The sequence below is a fragment of the Streptomyces sp. WP-1 genome, assembly GCF_030450125.1.
In the GTDB taxonomy this organism is placed as follows: Bacteria; Actinomycetota; Actinomycetes; order Streptomycetales; family Streptomycetaceae; genus Streptomyces; species Streptomyces incarnatus.
In genome coordinates this window covers 2694249-2712759 of the sequence record NZ_CP123923.1, presented here as the reverse complement: position 1 = coordinate 2712759, position 18511 = coordinate 2694249, and the positions used below count along the sequence as shown (strand labels likewise).

Genomic DNA, 18511 nt, shown 5'->3' with positions numbered 1-18511 from the left:
CAACGTGTATGACCAGGGGAGGTGGGTCCTGCGGGCGGTGCTGGGTGATGCCTGTGGGGTGGGTACCGGAGGAGCCTTCCCATCCTTTTCGGGTGGGCAATCCGGAACTTTGTTAACTACTCGCGCGTATGTCCACCCACCAGACCGGCCCACTTGTACGGGTGCCCAGCGCCCGCCTCCCCACGCCCGACACCCTTGCCGGGACGTCCCCACCGACGCTCCGGTAACCACTACCGTCGAGAGGGACGACGAGACGTACACCGCCGTGCGTCTCACCCCGTAACGCGCCCGCCGAGGTGGCATGTGAAGGCGATCCGTCGGTTCACCGTCCGTCCCGTTCTCCCCGAACCCCTCCGGCCGCTGAGCGAACTGGCGCACAATCTGCGCTGGTCATGGCATGCGGAGACGCGCGATCTGTTCCAGTCCGTCGACCCGGAGGCGTGGGGCGCCGCCGGGTGCGACCCGGTGCGGCTGCTGGGCCGGGTGCGGCCCGCGCGGCTCACGGAACTCGCCGGGGACCGGCGCTTCCGGCGCCGGCTGAACGCGGCTGCCGACGACCTGGACGACTATCTGACCGGTGACCGCTGGTACCAGGCGCAGCCCGAGGGGCTGCCCGCAGCCGTGGCTTATTTCTCCCCCGAGTTCGGCATCACGGCCGCCCTGCCGCAGTATTCCGGGGGTCTCGGCATCCTCGCCGGCGACCATCTGAAGGCGGCCAGCGACCTCGGCGTCCCCCTCGTCGGGGTCGGACTGCTCTACCGGCACGGGTACTTCCGGCAGACCCTCTCCCGCGACGGCTGGCAGCAGGAGCACTACCCGGTGCTCGACCCCAACGAGCTGCCCCTCACCCCGTTGGCGGAGGCCGACGGGACGCCCGCGCGCATCTCCCTCGCGCTGCCCGGCGGGCGGGCCCTGCACGCCCGGATCTGGCGGGCGCGGGTCGGCCGGGTGCCGCTGCTGCTGCTCGACTCGGACGTGGAGGAGAACGACCTCGGCGCCCGCTCCGTCACCGACCGGCTCTACGGCGGCGGCAGCGAGCACCGGCTGCTCCAGGAGATGCTGCTCGGCATAGGAGGTGTCCGGGCGGTGCGCGCGTACTGCCGGCTCACCGGGCACCCGGAGCCGGAGGTGTTCCACACCAACGAGGGGCACGCGGGCTTCCTCGGCCTGGAGCGGATCGCCGAACTGTGCGCCCGGGGGCTGGAGTTCGACGCGGCCCTCGAAACGGTGCGCGGCGGCACGGTGTTCACCACCCACACCCCGGTCGCGGCCGGTATCGACCGCTTCGAACGGGACCTGGTCGCCCGGCACTTCGGCCCGGACGCCGAACTGCCCGGCATCGAGACGCCCCGGATCCTCGCCCTCGGCATGGAGACGTACCCGGGCGGCGAGCCGAACCTGTTCAACATGGCCGTGATGGGGCTCAGGCTGGCCCAGCGCGCCAACGGGGTCTCGCTGCTGCACGGACAGGTCAGCCGGGAGATGTTCGCCGGGCTGTGGCCGGGGTTCGACACCGAGGAGGTGCCGATCACCTCCGTGACCAACGGGGTGCACGCCCCCACCTGGGTGGCCCCCGAGGTGCTGGGGCTCGGCGCCCGGAAGATCGGCACCCAGCGGGCCGAGGACGCCCTCGCCGTCGGCGGCTCCGAGCGCTGGGACTCGGTGGCGGACATCCCGGACCAGGAGATCTGGGAGCTGCGCCGCACCCTGCGCGAACAGCTGGTGCTGGAGGTGCGCGAGCGGCTCGCCGCGTCCTGGCGCCAACGCGGAGCCGGAAACGCCGAGTTGGGGTGGATCGACGGGGTGCTCGACCCGGACGTCCTCACCATCGGGTTCGCGCGGCGCGTGCCGTCGTACAAGCGGCTGACCCTGATGCTCCGCGACCGGGACCGGCTGCGGGAGCTGCTGCTGCATCCCGAGCGGCCGGTGCAGCTGGTGGTGGCGGGCAAGGCGCATCCGGCCGACGACAGCGGCAAGCGGCTGGTGCAGGAGCTGGTCCGGTTCGCGGACGAGGCCCGGGTGCGGCACCGGATCGTCTTCCTGCCCGACTACGGCATGGCGATGGCGCAGAAGCTCTACCCCGGCTGCGACGTCTGGCTCAACAACCCGCTGCGCCCGCTGGAGGCGTGCGGCACCTCCGGGATGAAGGCGGCGCTCAACGGCTGCCTCAACCTCTCGGTGCGGGACGGCTGGTGGGACGAGTGGTTCCGGCCGGACTTCGGCTGGGCCATCCCGACCGCGGACGGCACCGGCACGGACGCGGAGCGCCGCGACGACATCGAGGCGGCGGCCCTGTACGAGCTGCTGGAGCAGCGGATCGCCCCGCGCTTCTACGAGCGCGGCCGGGGCGGGCTGCCCGATCGCTGGATCCAGATGGTCCGCCAGACCCTCACCCTGCTCGGCCCCAAGGTGCTGGCCGGGCGCATGGTCCGCGAGTACGTGGAGCGGCTCTACACCCCGGCCGCCCGCTCGCACCGCGCGCTGACCCCGGACACCGCGGCCGAGCTGGCCGGGTGGAAGGCGCGGGTGCGCGGCGCCTGGGAGGGGGTGAGCGTCGACCACGTGGAGACGACCGAGACGACGGCCACGGCGGAACTGGGGACGACGATCGGGCTGCGGGTGCGCGTCGGGCTCGGCGCGCTGAGCCCCGACGACGTCGAGGTCCAGGCGGTCTCCGGGCGGGTGGACGCGCAGGACCGCATCACCGACGCCACGGTCGTCCCGCTGAAACCGGCCGGCACCCCTGACCTGGAGGGCCGCCGCCTCTACGAGGGCCGGCTCTCCCTCGACCGCACCGGCCCCTACGGCTGCACGGTCCGCATCCTCCCGGTCCACCGGCTGCTCGCCTCGGCGGCGGAGGTGGGCGTGGTGGCACTGCCCGCGGAGGACGCGGGTCAGGGGGCGGGGGTGCTGCTGCGGTAGCCGGAGGGGACGCCGGGGCGGCGCCCGGCGCCGGTTCAGTCCGCGTCGTACGCCGCGCACATCCTCTTCAGGACGGCCCCGCAGCGGCGCGCGTACGCGTGCTGGAGGCCGCGGGTCGCCGGGCCGCCCGCCTTCGCGTACCACTTGGCCGGTCTGCTGAAGGCGGCGACGGTGAGCCAGACCGTGCCGTCGCCGGTGCGGTCGATCAGGAAGGCCTCCTCGCCGCATTCGGGGTGGCTCTCCAGGGTGCCGTAGGCCCAGCCCGCGCGGCGGGGTTCCTCGGCGGTCCATATGATCCGGCAGGGCGCCCTGACCACGCCGGCGAGGGTGACCGTGACGTCCACGCCGGGGGCGGCGCGGTCGGCGCCGGCGTCTATGCCCACGCCGAGCGCGCGGTGCATCTCCCAGGTGAGGACCGCCTCGGCGGCCCGGCCGAAGACCTGCTGGCCCTCGCCGAGACGCGTGCGCACCAGCATCGGGCGGAACCCGGGCGGGCAGAAGGACAGGTCGTCGCGGGTGGCTCCGACCGGTTCGTACGTGAAGGGTGCCGAGGACATGGGGCACAAGGGTAGGGCGGCACCCGGAGGAGATCCGCTCCGGGTGCCGCCCTCTTCACAACCCTGCCCTCGTCACCGCCGCGCGGGGGTCAGTTGACGTTGACCGCCGACCAGGCCGCCGCCACCGCCTTGTACTCGGCGCTGGAGGAGCCGTACAGGGCGGACGCCGCGGACAGCGTGCCCGTGCGGGCCGACTTGTAGTTGGTGGTCGACGTGAAGTACGTCGTCAGCGCCTTGTACCAGATCTGGAGCGCCTTGTCCCGGCCGATGCCGGTGACCGTGGAGCCGTTGGACGTCGGGGAGTTGTACGACACCCCGTTGATCGTCTTCGCGCCGCTGCCCTCGGACAGCAGGTAGAAGAAGTGGTTGGCGACGCCGGACGAGTAGTGGACGTCCAGGTTGCCGACGGAGGAGGACCAGTAGTCCGCCGAGCCGCCGTCCTTGCTGGGCTTGTCCATGTAGCGCAGCGGGGTGCCGTCGCCGTTGATGTCGATCTTCTCGCCGATGAGGTAGTCGCCCTTGTCGGACGCGTTGTTCGCGAAGAACTCCACACCGGTGCCGAAGATGTCCGAGGTGGCCTCGTTCAGACCGCCGGACTCGCCGCTGTAGTTGAGGCCCGCGGTGTTGGAGGTGACACCGTGGCTCATCTCGTGGCCGGCCACGTCCAGCGCGGTGAGCGGGTGGTTGTTGCCCTCGCCGTCGCCGTACGTCATGCAGAAGCAGCTGTCGTCCCAGAACGCGTTCACGTACTGGCTGCCGTAGTGCACGCGGGAGTACGCGCCGACACCGTTGTTCTTGATGCCGCTGCGCCCGAAGGTGCTCTTGTAGAAGTCCCAGGTCTCCTGGGCGCCGTAGGCGGCGTCCGCGGCGGCCGTCTGGTCCGTGGTGGAGCTGGAGGCCGCGCCGGTGCCCCAGACGTTGTCCGCGTCGGTGAACAGCGTGCCCTTGCCCGACGTCTTGTGCGCCAGGTTGTAGGTGCTGTGGCCGCCGCGGGTGGCGTCGGTGAGCTGGTACGACGAGCCCGACTGGGTGGTGGTCAGGCTCACGGAGCCCGAGTACAGGGTCTTGCCGGTGCCGGTCGCGTTCTCGATGCCCTGGTACTCGAAGAGCTTCTTGCCCGTGGCCGCGTCGGTGATGACGTGCAGCTGGTTCGGGGTGCCGTCGTCCTGGAGGCCGCCGACGATCGTCTCGTAGGCGAGCTTCGGGGTGCCGGAGCCGGCCCAGATCACCTTGCGGGCGCCGTCCGCGGTGGACTTGGCCGAGCCGAGGCTCTTGGCGGCGGACACGGCCTGCTTCTCGGCCTTGGCCGGGGTGAGCTTGGGCGTGAGCGAGGCGACCTTGATGGTGGCCTTGGTCGCCTTGGTGACGCCCTCGGTCCTGCCGGACTTCGCGGTGTGGACGACCAGGTCGCCACCGAGGACCGGCAGGCCCGCGTAGGTGCGCTCGTAGCGGGTGTGGACCGTGCCGTCGACGTCCTTCACGACGTCCTTGACGACCAGCTTCTCCTTGGCGCCGAGACCTATCTGCTGCGCGGTCTCCGGGGCGTCCGCCTGCGCCCGCTCGATCAGCGAGGTGTGGGCGGCGGCGGACAGCGCGGCGGGCGCGGCGGCCAGCGGCTTGGCGGCGGCCGGGGTCTGGGCGGCCGAGGCGCTGGTGGCCAGACCGGCGGAGATGAGCGCTCCGGCGGCGACGGCGGTGGAGATGGCCAGGGTGGTGCGCTTGTGACGCGCGTAGAGGGGGCTCACGCAAGCTCCTTCGTGGGGGAGGCCGGCCAGCGTGGGGTTACTGACCGGGTAGTGCGCTGTGAAGCTGCTGTGCTGCTTGCGGCGTGGAGAGAGAGTGACACCCAGGGCGCGTACATGTCATGACCCTGAAGTGATGTTGGCTCGAAAGTGACGGACGGGGAAATGTTGCAGTGGTGTGAACAAGTGACACCTGAGTGAGGTGCACTCTCCAACTACCTTACGTTTCATGGGGTTTGGCGGGCGGTTTACAGGAACGCCGTATTCCGTTCGTCTCTTGAGGGCGTGCCGTGTGTGGCTTGATATCGGTCACGGCCGCCCCGCGTCCTCGTGCCAGGTCCGCCACAGCGCCGCGTAGGCGCCGTCGGCCGCCACCAGCTCGTCATGGGTGCCCGGTTCGGCCGGCCGGCCGTGCTCCATCACCGCCACGCGGTCCGCGTCGTCGGCGGTGCGCAGCCGGTGGGCCACGGCGATGACGGCGCGGCCGCGCAGCACGGCGGCGAGGGCGCGTTCGGTGTGGCGGGCGGTCGTCGGATCGAGGAGGGCGGTCGCCTCGCCCGGGATCAGGGTGTGCGGGTCGGCCGGCACGACGCGGGCGGGCAGGACGAGCAGGACGACCAGGGCGAGCGGCGCGGAGACCGCGACGAGCGGCCCGGCGATCACCCCGTACGACACGATGGAGGCGACGCCCGGTCCGACCATGGAGAGCGAGTCCGAGACGGCGTCCACATCGCCGACCCCGACCGTCACCACCCCCCGGCCCCGGCCCGCCGCGACAGCGGCCCCCAGCCGCACCGCCTGCTCCACGACCGGCTTGCCCGTGCGGAAACTCGCGTCCATGCGCAGCCGGGTCATCGTCCGGTGCCGCGGACTGCTCAGCCAGGCGGTCAGCGCCCCCACCAGGAACATCGCCGCGCTCCACGCCGGCCAGTACCCCGGTGCGTCCCGGCAGCAGCCCCTGGTCCACGGCCCGCTGCATCATGTACGGCAGCGCCGCCGGCAGCACCATCCACACCGTGCCCAGCCCGCCCGCCGCCCACGGCCGCGCTCCCTGCCGGGCCACCGCCCACCACAGGTACCACCAGCCGCCCCGCGTCCGCGGTGTCCCCGGATCCTCGTACGCGTCGACCATCGAGCCCTCACCCGCCGTGCCGCCACCGGAAATCTCCGACCGTGTCGACGTCCCGGGCACGGAGCCATCGATAACGGCCGGGCGGGCGAGGGCGAGGGCGCGGGTGTGGGGGTGGGCGCGGATGTGGGCGTGGGCGGGGGCTCAGCCCAGGATCCCCCGGTCGTACGCCGCCGCCACCGCGGCCGCGCGGTCCTTGGCGCCCAGCTTGGTGTAGAGGTGGGTGAGGTGGGTCTTCACCGTGGCCTCGCTGATGAAGAGTTCGCGGGCGATCTCGCGGTTGGAGGTGCCCCTGGCCACCAGGGCGAGGACCTCGCGCTCGCGGGCGGAGAGGGGCTCGTTGCCCGGGGTGGGGGTGCGGACGGCCTGGACGAGGCGGGAGGCGACGGCGGGGGAGAGGACGGTACGGCCCTCGGACGCGGCGCGGACGGCGGTGAACAGCTCGTCGCGCGGGGCGTCCTTGAGGAGGTAGCCGGTGGCACCGGCCTCGATCGCGGGGAGGGTGTCGGAGTCGGTGTCGTACGTGGTGAGGACCAGGACCTTGGCGCGGGCGCCCCGGCGGGTCAGCTCGCGGATGGCGGCGACGCCCGAACCGCCGGGCATGCGCAGGTCCATCAGGATCACGTCGGGGTCCAGCTCGGCCGCCCGCGCGACCGCCTCGGGACCGCTCGCGGCCTCGCCGAGCACCCGGAAGCCGGGCGCGGATCCGGACGCGGACTCGAACATGCCGCGCAGACCGTCCCGGACGACCGGGTGGTCGTCGACGATCAGCAGCGTGATGAGGGGGTCAGTGGTCATCGCGGACCAACGGTACGCGAGCCGACACGGCGGTGCCGTGCCCCGGTTCCGACTCGACGGCGAGGCTGCCCGCGATCCGCTCCGCGCGCGCCCGCATCCCCGCCAGGCCGAAGCCCCCCGCGTGGGTGCGGGCCGGGACGGCGGCCGGGTCGAAGCCGGTGCCGTCGTCGCGGATGTCCAGGATCACCTCGTCGCCCAGGTAGGTCAGCGTGACGCCGAGCCGCCTCGCGCGGGCGTGCCGGGCCGCGTTGGACAGCGCCTCCTGGGCGATCCGCAGCAGCGTCGCCGAGACCTCCTCGTGCAGCGACTCGGCGGTGCCGGTGACGGTGAACTCGGCCCGCGCGCCGGTGCGTTCGCCCCAGTCGGCGACCAGCTTCTTCAGCGCCTCCGGCAGCCCGGCGGCGGCCAGTTCGACGGGGGCGAGGTTGTGCACGGAGCGGCGGGCCTCGCCGAGGCTGTGCCGGGCGAGCGAGGAGGCGCGCTCCAGATGGGTGTGGGCGGTGGCCAGGTCGGTCGCGCCGGCCACCACCTGGAGCTGGGCGATGATGCCGGTCAGGCCCTGTGCGATGGTGTCGTGGATCTCCGCGGCGAGCCTGCGCCGCTCGTCCGCGACGCCCGCCTCCCGCGCCTGCACCAGCAACTGCGCGTGCAGGGCCGCGTTCTCGTCCAGCGCCTGCTGCAACGCCGCGTTGGTGCGCTCCAGTTCGTCGATGGTGCCGGCCTGGTCCTCGATGCGCCGCTGCTCCTGGTCGGCGAACCGGAAGAACAGCCCGACCAGACCGACGTTGGTGCAGAGGACCGCCACGAAGATCACCCACATCAGCGGCCCGTGCGGCGGCATCCCGCCGACCTCGCTGCCGGCCATGGTCACCGCGGTCATGAACAGCCCGAGCGGCATCAGCCGCCGCGTCAGATGCAGGCTGGAGCTGTAGTAGCCGACGGCCGCGTAGATCCCGAAGAACGGGTTCAGCCAGGTCAGCGCGAACGCGATCGCCCAGCGCACGAAGTAGAGGACCGCGGCGACGCGGTTCGGCCCCGGTGTGTCCGACGTCACCCGCCGCCACGACAGCTGGAGCAGCAGGGCGGCGACCACCAGCGCGCCGGCCGCCTCCGTCCCGCCCCGCGACATCCCGATCGCATGGGCCGAGGCGCCCGCCGTCACCAGGCCCACGGCGAGCAGCGCGTAGGGCCCCCAGCGGTCGAAGGAGGCCCTGCGCTGGGGTCCGGTCGCGTGCGTCATGCACCCAGTGTCCGGCACGCCGCACTCACTCCCAGCGGAACCAGCGCGCCGCGCCCGCCGTGAGCAGCACCGCCCACAGCGCCAGCACCCCCAGGTGCTCCCAGCCGGGCCAGTGGCCCCCGGCCGCCTGGTTCAGGGCCTCGGCCGCCGCCCCGAAGGGGGTGAAGCCCACCACCCGGGCCAGCGTGTGCGGCATGTTCTGCACCGGCAGCCACACCCCCGCGCAGAACATCATCGGGAAGAACACCGCCGATCCGATCGCCCCCGCGATCTTCGTGGTCCGCGACAGCGCCGACAGGACGGAGCCGAGGGCGAGCGAGGCCGCCGCCGCGAGCAGCAGCGCCAGCAGATAGCCGCCCGGCTGCTCGGGCAGCCGTACGTCGAACGCCAGCCGGCCGACCAGCAGCGCGAGCAGCGCCGAGGCCAGCGCCACCCCGCCCTGCACCGTCATCTGCGCGGTCAGCAGCGCGACCGGCCGCACCGGGGTGGCCGACATCCGGCGCAGGATGCCCCGCTCCCGGTACCCGGTGAGCACCTGCGGCAGCGACTGCGCCCCGCACATCAGCAGCGAGATCAGCACGGCCACCGGCACATAGGCGTCGATCGGCCGCAGCCCGCCCATCGACGCGTCGGCCCGGCGGAACGCGGGGATCGAGCCGAGAATCGCCAGCAGCAGCGTCGGGAACAGGAACATCCAGAAGACGGCGGCCGGTTCGCGCCGGAACAGCCGGAACTCGGTGCGCAGGACGGCGGAGTTCATGCCGTGGCCTCCTTGGTGAGGTCGAGGAACGCGTCGTCCAGGGTGGCGTCCACCACCCGGAGCTGATGGGCGGTGACGCGGTGCCGGGCGAGCAGGGTGAGGACCGCGTCGACGGTCTCGTCGGTGCCGGACAGGGTGAGCCGGCCGTTCTGGTGCTCGATCGAGGCGAGCGCGGGGAGCGCGGCCAGCTCACGCTCGTCCAGCGGCGCGGACGGGGTGAAGCTGATGACGGTCGCGCCGGCCGAGCGGTGGATCAGCCCGGCCGGGGTGTCCAGGGCGGCCACCCGCCCCTTGTCGATCACCGCGATCCGGTCGCACAGCCGCTGCGCCTCCTCCATGAAGTGGGTGACGAGCAGCACGGTGACCCCGCTCGCGCGGACGTCCTCGATCAGCTGCCAGGTGTCCCGGCGGGCCCGCGGGTCGAGGCCGGTGGTCAGCTCGTCCAGGACCACGATCCGGGGGCCGCCGATCAGCGCCAGCGCGATGAACAGCCGCTGCTGCTGGCCGCCGGACAGCTTCCCGAACCGGGTGCCGAGCCGGTCGGTGAGCCCCAGCCGTTCGGCGAGCGGCCGCCAGTCGGCGGGCCGGGGGTAGAAGGCGGCGTACAGTTCCAGCGCCTCCCGTACGGTCAACTTCGGCTGGATCTCGCTCTGTTGCAGCTGGGCGCCGAGAATCCCGGCGACCTCCGCGTGGTCGGCGACCGGGTCGAGCCCGGCGACCCGGATCCGGCCGCCGTCGGGGACCCGCAGGCCCTCGACGCACTCGACGGTGGTGGTCTTGCCGGCGCCGTTCGGGCCGAGGATCCCGAAGATCTCGCCCTCCTCGACGGCGAAGGAGACGCCGTCCACGACGGGCCGGCCGCCGTACGACTTGCGCAGATCGGTGACTTCGATGACGGATGGCATGCGTCGAGAATCCCGTTCGGGCGGGGTCCGGCACATCGGCCGGCCCGCTCGAAGGCGCATCAGCCGATCGGTTGATGCGGGGGTACGACCCGACGCGTGACCGGGGGTACGGCCCGACGTGTGGCCGGGGGTACGACTTGACGCGTGACCGGGGTCGTAGGACCAGCGGCGGAGGGGGGTCCGGTCGAAACTCGGTGGGCGGCGCCGGTGCCGGTCCGTACGCTCGCCTGTGATGCCCACGACACGTGCAACCACCCAGGACAGATCCGCCGTACGCAGCCTGTCGCGGCTGTGGCCCTATGTGCGGCCGGTGCGCGCGCGGCTGCTCACCGCGGCCCTCGTCGCGATCGTCGCCTCCTGTACGGGCCTGGTGATCCCGCTCGTCCTGAAGTGGATGGTGGACGGCCCGGTGGCCGACCGGGATCCGGCGGGGGTCTGGCTCGGCGCGCTGTACCTGCTGCTGCTCGGGATCGCCGAGGCGGCGCTGTTCGGCATCCGGCGCTGGCTCGTGGCCCGGCCGCTGTCGCGCGTCGAGGCGGGGATGCGGGCCGATCTGTACCGGCATCTCCAACGGCTGCCCGTCGCCTTCCACGACCGCTGGGCATCGGGTCAGCTGCTGTCGCGGGGCACCACCGATCTGATGCTGCTGCGCATGTTCCTCGCCTTCCCGCTGACGTTCCTGCTGGTCAACGGCGTCACCATCCTCGTCGGCGTGGCCATCATGCTGGCCCAGGACTGGCTGCTCGGGCTCGTCGTGCTGGTGCCGGCGGTGCCGGTGCTGTGGACCTGCGTGGTCTTCGAGGGGCGGTACGCGCGGGTCGCGCGGCGGGCCCAGGACCAGGTGGGGGACCTGACCACACTGGTCGAGGAGAGCGTGCTCGGCATCCGCGTCGTCAAGGGCTTCGGCCGCCACCGCAGCCAGGCGCGGGCGTTCGACGCCCTCTCCGCGGACCTGCGCGGGACCGAACTGCACAAGGCGCGGCTGCTGGCCACGATCTGGGGCGTCATCGTCACCCTGCCGGAGGTCGCGATCGGGGCGGCGCTGGTGCTGGGCGTGGTCCAGGTCGCCGACGGGGACCTCTCGGCGGGGACGCTGGTGGCGTTCCTCAGTACGGCGCTCGCGCTGCGCTGGCCCGTGGAGTCGATCGGGTTCCTGCTGGCGATGAGCCAGGAGGCGGCCACGGCCACGGAGCGGTACTTCGAGGCGATGGACGAGGCGCGGGAGGGGGAGGGCGAGCCGGAACCGGCGGGCGGCTCGCGCGAACCGGCGCCCGCACCGGCCGAGGACGGTCCGCGCGACCCGGCGCCCGCGTCTGTCGTGGAGCCCGCGCCGACCGTGGCGCCCGAGCCCGCCGTGGCACGGAGGCCGGTCGAGGTGCGGGAACGCGCCGTGGCGGAGGAGCGGGCCGTGGCGCGAGGGCCGGCCGTCCTCAAGGACGCCCTCCTCAAAGACGCCGAGTTCCAGGACGCCGGACTCCGCTTCGAGAACGTCCGGTTCCGCTACCCCGACGCGCCCCCCGGCTCCCCGCCCCTCCTCCACGGCGTCGACCTCCACATCCGCCCCGGCGAATCCATGGCCCTCGTCGGCGCCACCGGCAGCGGCAAGACCACCCTCACCGCCCTCGTCCCCCGCCTCCACGAGGTCACCTCGGGCCGTATCACCCTGAACGGCGTCGACATCACCGCCATGCCCCGCGAGGAACTGCGCGCGAAGGTCGCCGTGGCCTTCGAGGAACCCACCCTCTTCTCCACCACCGTCGGCGAGAACGTCCTCATGGGCGCCCCGGACGGCACCGGCGCGGACGACCTCGACCGCGCCCTCGCCATCGCCCAGGCCGAGTTCGCGCACGCCCTCCCCGAGGGCACCGCCACCCGCGTCGGCGAGCAGGGCCTCAGCCTCTCCGGCGGCCAGCGGCAGCGGCTCGCGCTGGCCCGGGCCGTCGTCGGCCGCCCCACGTTCCTGGTCCTCGACGATCCACTGTCCGCGCTGGACGTGCACACCGAGGCCGCCGTGGAGGCCGCGCTGCGCCGGGTGCTCGCGGACACCACCGCGCTGATCGTGGCGCACCGCCCCTCCACCGTGCTGCTCGCCGACCGGGTGGCGCTGCTCTCCGGCGGCCGGATCGCGGCCGTCGGCACGCACCAGGAACTGCTGCGCGGCAACGCCGAGTACGCGCACCTCATGTCCGGCGAGGAGGACCCCCGTTGAGCACCACCAGCCCCGACAACCCGTTCGACCAGGACCTCCTGCCCTCCCCGCCCGGCGCCACCGCCGCCCTGCTGCGCTCCCTGCTCGCGCCGATGCGGGCCCGTGTCGCCCTGACCACCGCCCTGCTCCTGCTCCAGCAGGCGGCCGTCCAGGTCGGCCCGCTGCTGGTGGCGTACGCCATCGACCGCGCCGTACCCGCCTTCCGGGACCACCGGTACGGGCCGCTGATCGCGGTGGGCACCGGCTATCTGCTGTGCGCGCTGCTCTCCGGCGGGCTTCAGGTGGCGTTCGTACGGCAGTCCGCGCGGGTCAGCCAGGACGTGCTGCTCGATCTGCGCGGACGGATCTTCCGGCACGCGCAGGCGCTGAGCATCGACTTCCACGAGCGCTACACCTCCGGTCGGCTGATCTCCCGCTCCACCACCGACGTGGAGTCGCTGCGGGAGCTGATGGAGGACGGGCTCCAGGAACTGGTCACGGTCGTCCTGTCCTTCGTCTACATCTCGGCCATGCTGCTCTGGCTCGACCTCGGGCTCGGCGCGGTCGCGGTGGGCTCCTTCGTTCCGCTGTACTGCCTGATCCGGCTCTACCAGCGGCGCGCGGGACGGGTGTTCCGGGCGCGGTCCACGGCGATCGCGGCGGTGATCGTGAAGTTCGTGGAGACGATGAACGGCATCCGCCCGGTGCGCGCCTTCCGCCGGGAGGCGGCCAACGACGCCGCGTTCGCCGAGCTGAACCGCGCCCATGAACGGACGAACGGGGACTCGCTCCTTGAGATGGCCCGCTATGTGGTGGGCTCCCGGCTGGTCGCCAACACGGCGGTCGCGGGCATCGTCCTCTGGGGCGCCTCCCGGGTGGCGGACGGCTCGCTGGAACTGGGTGTGCTGGCGGCGGCGGTGCTGTATCTGCGCCGCCTGTACGACCCGATCGACCGGCTCGGGATGTTCCTGAACTCCTACCAGTCGGCCGCCGCGTCCCTGGAGAAGATCGCCGGTCTGCTCGCCCGGACGCCGTCCGTGCCCGAGCCGGTCGTGCCGGGCGAACTGCCGCCGTCCCGGAGCGGGTTCCCGGGCCGCGAGGTGAGGTTCGACAAGGTCGGCTTCGCCTACCGCACCGGCGGCGAGGTGCTGCCCCGCTTCGATCTGACCCTCGCGGCCGGGCAGACGGTGGCCGTGGTGGGCTCCACCGGCGCGGGCAAGTCCACCCTGGCCAAGCTGCTCGCCCGCTTCTACGACCCCACCGAGGGGCGGGTGCTGCTCGACGGGGTGGACCTGCGCGACCTGCCCACGGCCGAACTGCGGCGCGGGGTGGTGATGGTGACCCAGGAGGCGTTCCTGTTCTCCGGGACCGTCGCGGACAACATCGCGATCGGCCGCCCGGACGCCTCCAGGGCGGAGATCGAGCGGGCCGCGAAGGTGATCGGCGCGCACGAGTTCATCAGCACCCTGCCCGACGGCTACGACACCGACGTCCGCAAGCGCGGCGGCCGTATCTCCGCGGGCCAGCGCCAACTGGTCGCCTTCGCCCGCGCGTTGCTCGCCGACCCGGCCGTCCTCATCCTGGACGAGGCCACCAGCTCGCTGGACATCCCCGGCGAACGGGCCGTCCAGCGCGCCATGTCCACCGTCCTGCGCGGCCGCACCGCCGTGGTCATCGCCCACCGCCTGTCCACCGTCGAGATCGCCGACCGCGTCCTGGTGATGGCCGACGGCCGCGTCGTCGAGGACGGCCGGCCCGCCGAACTCATCGCCGGCACGGGCCGCTTCGCCGACCTCCACAAGGCGTGGCAGGACAGCCTGGCCTGAGAGGAACACCCGTGATCCGGCCGAGCGCCACCCCCTCGACACGCCCCGCCTGCGCCTCGAACCCCTGCGGGTCGCGCACGCGGCGGAGGCCGTCGCGGTTCTCCACGACGTACGGCCGCACACCTGGACCGGCGGCGCGCCCGCGACCCCGGCCGAGCCGGCGGCCCGGTACCGGCGCCGGTCCGCCGGGCACTCCCGGGACGGCCCGGCTGGGCTGAACCGGATGCTGCGCCGGCGTACGGACGGCCGGCCCGTCGGCACCGTGCAGGCCACCCTCTCCCGTCCGGCCGGGGGCGAAACCGAGGCCGAACTGGCCTGGGTGATCGGCACCGGCCACCAGGGCGCGGGCTACGGGCGGGAGGGCGCGCGGGCCATGACCGGCTGGCCGGGCGCCCACGGGGTGGACCGGCTCGTCGCGCACATCCACCCCGGGCACGAGGCGTCGGCGGGCATCGCGCGGGCGCTCGGGCTGCGTCCGACGGACCGGATCACCGACGGCGAGGTCCGCTGGAGCGCCCGGCCCGTCCGACCGGTCCCGGTGGCGGCTCAGCGGCCGGCGGCCGCGCCCGCCGAGAGGGAACCCACCGAGTAGGTCTCGTAGATCTCCAGCAGATCCTCGTCCTCCGGCACGTCCGTCCGGTCGTACGTCTCCCGGCAGACCAGGGCGGTCAGCCGGGCCAGTTCGCGCAGGCCCGGGAAGGAGGAGTCCGTCACGAAGCGGGGCCGGTCGTCCGCCGTGCGGCCGGGCAGACGGGACAGGAACTGCTCCGCGGTGTCGTCGGCCGCGGCCTGCCGGAAGCCGTCCGGGGCGCTGCCGGTCCGCTCCTCGCCCCGTACGCAGTGCATGCCCAGCGTCGGCACGGACCGGCACGCCCCCACCAGCCGTCGCCGGGTGTCCGCCGGCAGCTCCAGCCAGGAGGTGAGCCCGGCCGTCCCGCCCAGCGCGGCGGACGCCACCCGCTCCGCCGCCTCGGCCCGCTCCCCGCTCACGGCCAGGGTCGTCAACTGACCCGGTGCGGAAGGGGTCCAATCGGTGACGCAGATGATCTCGTCGGTTGCTGCCTGACGCACGCCTCGTCCTTGCCTCGTTGAGTTCGAGGCATAGTTGTACACCGTCGGAGTGACCCCGGCGGACCGCCGGGGCGCGCGGCGGCAGCGGTTACGGCACCCCCAGTTCGAACAGCGCGTACCCCGCGTACGAACCGGAGGCCAGCGCGGCGAGGCCGAGGACCGTGCACAGCGTCGGCAGCGACAGCCGGCGCAGGGCCGCGGCCAGCGGGAGGAACAGGGGGAAGCAGGGGAGCAGATAGCGCGAGACATTGGCGAAGATCTGCTGGCTGCCGAGGACCAGGGCCAGGGTGAGGACCGTGTACACCACCAGCACCGCCGGCGGCCGCAGCCGGATCAGCAGCGGCAGCAGCGTGAAGGCGAGCAGGACGACACCGACGCCGATCATGTCCGCGTACGGGTAGGCGAAGAGATAGTCGCCGAACCGGCCCACCGGCACCGAGCGCAGCACGTCCAGGGTCTGGCTGCCGTAGTCGAAGCGGTGCGCCCACGCGCCCGACTGGAGCTTGAAGTAGCCGCCGAGGTCGCCCATCCGGTCGCCGACCCACAGCAGATAGCCGAGCAGTCCGAGCGGGGCCAGCGCCAGCGCGCACAGCGGCCGCCCCACCCCGTCCTCGCCCCGCCGCAGCGCCAGCAGCGCCGCCACCGCGAGCGCGGCGATCAGCGCGGCGGCCGTGGGCCGGTTGAGCCCCGCCGCGAAGGTGAGCACCCCCGCGGCGAGCCAGCGCCGGGTCAGCACGGCGTGGCAGGCCCAGACGGCCAGGGCCACGTAGAGGGAGTCGGAGTAGACCGCCCACTCCACGCCGGAGCCCGGCCACACCGCCCACAGCCCGGCCGCGGCCAGCCCCGCGCGACGGCCGCCGAAGCGTTCCGCCACCGCGTGGACGCCGAGCGCGGCCGCGAAGGACGCGAGGATCGACACCAGCAGCCCGGCGCCGTACGAGCCGAGGCCCGTCACCGCGGAGGTCATCCGGATCAGTGCCGGGTACAGCGGGAAGAACGCCGCCGAGTTGCCCTCCAGCGTGATCATCCCGGTGGCGCCCGGCACGGGGACGAGCTTCGGGTCGTACCCGTGCAGCGCGATCTGCTGGTACCACCAGCCGTCCCAGGTCGCCAGCACGTCCCAGGCGTGCGCCCCGCCGCCGAAGCGCGGGTCCTTGCCCCGGTAGTCGCCGGCGGCGGACAGCAGATACATGAAGGAGCAGAAACCGGCCAGCTTCAGCGCACCGAACACGGCGAGCACCGGGCCGTGCCGGCGGGCGGCCGCGCGCAGGCGGGAACCGGGCGCGAGGGCCGGGGCGAGGGGCCGCGGCAGGGTCGCGGTCACGCGGTCGTACGGGGGCGGCGGGTACGCGGACCCGCGGCGGCCAGGGTGCGCCGCAGCCGGGCGATCCCGCGCAGGTCGGCCAGCGCGGTGGCGAGGATGTCGACGCTGCTGTCGGGGTCGTCCACCCAGTCCACCGGCACCTCGTGGATCCTGAGCCCGGCCCGCTCGGCGAGCACCAGCAGCTCGGTGTCGAAGAACCACTCCTCGTCCCGCACCAGCGGCAGCAGCCGCTCGGCCGCCTCGCGGCGCACCGCCTTGAACCCGCACTGCGCGTCCGAGAAACCCACGGCGAGCGCCCAGTGCAGCAGCGTGTTGTAGCAGCGCGAGATCACCTCGCGCTTGGGCCCGCGCACCACCCGCGAGCCGGACGCGAGCCGGGTGCCGATGGCCAGGTCGGAGTGGCCGGATATCAGCGGTGCGACGAGCGGCAGCAGCGCCGCGAGCCCGGTGGACAGGTCGACGTCCAGATAGGCCAGCACCGGCGCCCGGGACGCCGACCAGGCCGCCCGCAGCGCCCGGCCGCGGCCCTTCACCGGCAGCCGCAGCGAGTCCACCTCGGCTGTCTCCAGGGCGAGCCGGGCCGCGATGCGCGCGGTGCCGTCGGTGCTCGCGTTGTCGGCGATCGTGATCCGGAAGGGGTAGGGGAACGTGTCCCGCAGATGCGCATGCAGCAGCCGGACGTTCGGCTCCAGGTCCTTCTCCTCGTTGAACACCGGTACGACCAGGTCCAGTACGGGCTCGTCGTGGTGGGTGGGCAGCGGGGCGCGCCGGGGCCCGGGGGCCTGGGCCGGCGTGGCGGGCCGGCCCGGTCGGATGCTGATCACGTGGTTCCCCGTTCGCTGTTTTCGGTGGCGGTCGTGGTGGTCGTGGTGGGCGGCGGGTACGACGTGGTCGGTGTCGTACTGGGCGCGTCGGGCGGGTACGACGAGGTCGGTGTCGTACTCGGCGCGTCGGGCGGATACGACGAGGTCGGCGTCGTACTGGGCGCGCCGGGCGGTGCCGAACTCGACGAGCCGGGGGACGAGTCCGGGACCGACGTCGGCGGCACGGTCGCCGACGTGTCGGGTGACGTGCTCGGTGTCGCGCTCGGCGGGGCCGACGGCGAGGGCGCCGGACTCGTCGTGGGCCGGGGCCCCGGCGCGCCGGGCAGTACCTGGGTGGTGCCGTGCGGCCACAGCAGCAGCCCGAGGCCGAGCCCCGCGACCACCGCGGCGGAACCGGCCGCCCGGTACGCCGTGCGCACCCGGCGCCGGGTGCGCACCCCCGCCCGCAGCCGCTCCCGGTGCCGCGGCTCGAACGGCGCCGGCTCCAGCGTCCCGTGCATCAGCCGCGCGAGCCGCTGTTCAAAACCGTCGGTCCCCTCGGCCTCGTCGAGGCCGGTCTCGTCCACGTGATTCCCGAGCTTCATCACTCACCCCACCGGCTCGACGACGTCCGACAGCAGCTGCCGCAGCCGGGCCACCCCGCGCGCGGCATGGGACCGTGCGGTGCCGACCGGGCAGCCGAGGGTCTCGGCGACCTGCCGGTCGGGCAGGTCCTGGTAGTAGCGCAGGACCACGGCGGCCCGCTGGCGCGGTGTCAGCCGCGCGAGCGCCGCCTCCAGCCGGGAGCGTTCGGCCACGGTCGCCGACAGGTCGCCGCCGGCCGCCACCTCGGGCAGCTCCTCCACGGGCCGCTCGCCCCACCAGCGCCGCCGCGCCGACCGGGCCGCCGCCCGCGCCAGCACCGTGCGCACATACGCCTCCGGCGCCTCGTCGGCCACCTTCGGCCAGGCGAACCACAGCTTGACCAAGGACTCCTGCAACAGGTCCTCGGCCCGATGCCGATCGCCCCCGGTGAGCAGACGGGCCAGATGGACGAGGACCGACCAGCGGGCCGCCACGAACGCGTCGTACTCACCGGCCCGAGCCTGCTCCATTCCCACGGTCCCCGTTCTCGCCGGCGCTCTTCACAAGGGGAAAGGCCCTGGACCCCCTCGCGCGCTGCACCCGCGACACGTGATCCGCGTCACGCACAGCCGCCGCACAGCCGGGTACGGCGCCCGGACCC

Annotated in this window: 14 protein-coding genes and 2 pseudogenes; 5 read left to right on the top strand and 11 right to left on the bottom strand. The window is 73.5% G+C overall.

The annotated features are described in order from the left end of the window. Positions 1–303: 303 nt before the first annotated feature. Positions 304–2922 (top strand): alpha-glucan family phosphorylase, encoded by a 2619-nt coding sequence (gene glgP, locus QHG49_RS11465; protein ID WP_159705129.1) that lies wholly within the window; start codon positions 304–306, stop codon positions 2920–2922. Positions 2923–2957: 35 nt separating this feature from the next. Here the strand turns inward: glgP and QHG49_RS11460 are convergent, their stop codons facing one another. The 7 genes and pseudogenes from QHG49_RS11460 to QHG49_RS11430 form a co-directional block, all read right to left on the bottom strand. Next, a complete protein-coding gene (locus QHG49_RS11460) occupies positions 2958–3479 on the bottom strand; it encodes a DUF1990 domain-containing protein (protein ID WP_159705132.1) in 522 nt (173 codons plus the stop codon). Positions 3480–3568: 89 nt separating this feature from the next. Next, entirely contained in the window at positions 3569–5224 is a 1656-nt protein-coding gene (locus QHG49_RS11455) for a M4 family metallopeptidase (RefSeq protein ID WP_301489245.1), read from the bottom strand. A 306-nt stretch (positions 5225–5530) separates the two neighbouring features. Further along, positions 5531–5818: pseudogene (locus QHG49_RS11450) on the bottom strand (ABC transporter ATP-binding protein); the annotation flags it as partial. 676 nt (positions 5819–6494) lie between these two features. Next, positions 6495–7148 (bottom strand): response regulator transcription factor, encoded by a 654-nt coding sequence (locus QHG49_RS11445; protein WP_301489243.1) that lies wholly within the window; start codon positions 7146–7148, stop codon positions 6495–6497. Continuing rightward, positions 7138–8388, bottom strand: a complete 1251-nt coding sequence (locus tag QHG49_RS11440) for a sensor histidine kinase (RefSeq protein WP_301489241.1) — start codon at positions 8386–8388, stop codon at positions 7138–7140. Before QHG49_RS11440 ends, QHG49_RS11445 begins: the two co-directional genes overlap by 11 nt. 25 nt (positions 8389–8413) lie before the next feature. Then, positions 8414–9148 (bottom strand): ABC transporter permease, encoded by a 735-nt coding sequence (locus tag QHG49_RS11435; protein WP_301489239.1) that lies wholly within the window; start codon positions 9146–9148, stop codon positions 8414–8416. Next, entirely contained in the window at positions 9145–10053 is a 909-nt protein-coding gene (locus QHG49_RS11430) for an ABC transporter ATP-binding protein (protein WP_167532246.1), read from the bottom strand. Before QHG49_RS11430 ends, QHG49_RS11435 begins: the two co-directional genes overlap by 4 nt. A gap of 232 nt (positions 10054–10285) precedes the next feature. On the opposite strand from QHG49_RS11430, the gene QHG49_RS11425 reads away from it, so the two are divergent. Genes QHG49_RS11425 through QHG49_RS11415 form a run of 3 tightly spaced genes read left to right on the top strand, consistent with a single transcriptional unit; the run spans position 10286 to position 14659 of the window. Beyond that, positions 10286–12262 carry an ABC transporter ATP-binding protein gene (locus QHG49_RS11425; RefSeq protein WP_301489236.1) on the top strand — a complete coding sequence of 659 codons (1977 nt, stop codon included), beginning with the start codon at positions 10286–10288 and terminating at the stop codon, positions 12260–12262. Continuing rightward, entirely contained in the window at positions 12259–14067 is a 1809-nt protein-coding gene (locus QHG49_RS11420; RefSeq protein WP_159705147.1) for an ABC transporter ATP-binding protein, read from the top strand. The genes QHG49_RS11425 and QHG49_RS11420 overlap by 4 nt, the downstream gene beginning before the upstream one ends. A 49-nt stretch (positions 14068–14116) precedes the next feature. Next, on the top strand, positions 14117–14659 hold the full coding sequence (locus QHG49_RS11415) for a GNAT family N-acetyltransferase (protein ID WP_301492754.1): 543 nt from the start codon (positions 14117–14119) through the stop codon (positions 14657–14659). Here the strand turns inward: QHG49_RS11415 and QHG49_RS11410 are convergent. The 3 genes and pseudogenes from QHG49_RS11410 to QHG49_RS11400 all read right to left on the bottom strand — a co-directional run. Further along, positions 14614–15138, bottom strand: a complete 525-nt coding sequence (locus tag QHG49_RS11410; protein ID WP_145485713.1) for a hypothetical protein — start codon at positions 15136–15138, stop codon at positions 14614–14616. The genes QHG49_RS11415 and QHG49_RS11410 overlap by 46 nt on opposite strands. A gap of 88 nt (positions 15139–15226) precedes the next feature. Then, positions 15227–16462 carry a hypothetical protein gene (locus QHG49_RS11405; protein ID WP_159705153.1) on the bottom strand — a complete coding sequence of 412 codons (1236 nt, stop codon included), beginning with the start codon at positions 16460–16462 and terminating at the stop codon, positions 15227–15229. Positions 16463–16500: 38 nt separating this feature from the next. Beyond that, positions 16501–17220: pseudogene (locus QHG49_RS11400) on the bottom strand (dolichyl-phosphate beta-glucosyltransferase); the annotation flags it as partial. A 90-nt stretch (positions 17221–17310) separates the two neighbouring features. On the opposite strand from QHG49_RS11400, the gene QHG49_RS11395 reads away from it, so the two are divergent. Further along, positions 17311–17856 (top strand): hypothetical protein, encoded by a 546-nt coding sequence (locus tag QHG49_RS11395; RefSeq protein WP_301489233.1) that lies wholly within the window; start codon positions 17311–17313, stop codon positions 17854–17856. A gap of 17 nt (positions 17857–17873) precedes the next feature. Here the strand turns inward: QHG49_RS11395 and QHG49_RS11390 are convergent, their stop codons facing one another. Further along, on the bottom strand, positions 17874–18380 hold the full coding sequence (locus tag QHG49_RS11390; RefSeq protein ID WP_037657162.1) for a SigE family RNA polymerase sigma factor: 507 nt from the start codon (positions 18378–18380) through the stop codon (positions 17874–17876). Positions 18381–18511 lie beyond the last annotated feature (131 nt).

Coding starts and splice junctions, on each gene's coding strand:
- QHG49_RS11460 (WP_159705132.1), bottom strand. CDS start 3,479: ATGTCCTCGGCACCCTTCACGTACGAACCGGTCGGAGCCACCCGCGAC.
- QHG49_RS11445 (WP_301489243.1), bottom strand. CDS start 7,148: ATGACCACTGACCCCCTCATCACGCTGCTGATCGTCGACGACCACCCG.
- QHG49_RS11440 (WP_301489241.1), bottom strand. CDS start 8,388: ATGACGCACGCGACCGGACCCCAGCGCAGGGCCTCCTTCGACCGCTGG.
- QHG49_RS11435 (WP_301489239.1), bottom strand. CDS start 9,148: ATGAACTCCGCCGTCCTGCGCACCGAGTTCCGGCTGTTCCGGCGCGAA.
- QHG49_RS11430 (WP_167532246.1), bottom strand. CDS start 10,053: ATGCCATCCGTCATCGAAGTCACCGATCTGCGCAAGTCGTACGGCGGC.
- QHG49_RS11425 (WP_301489236.1), top strand. CDS start 10,286: ATGCCCACGACACGTGCAACCACCCAGGACAGATCCGCCGTACGCAGC.
- QHG49_RS11390 (WP_037657162.1), bottom strand. CDS start 18,380: ATGGAGCAGGCTCGGGCCGGTGAGTACGACGCGTTCGTGGCGGCCCGC.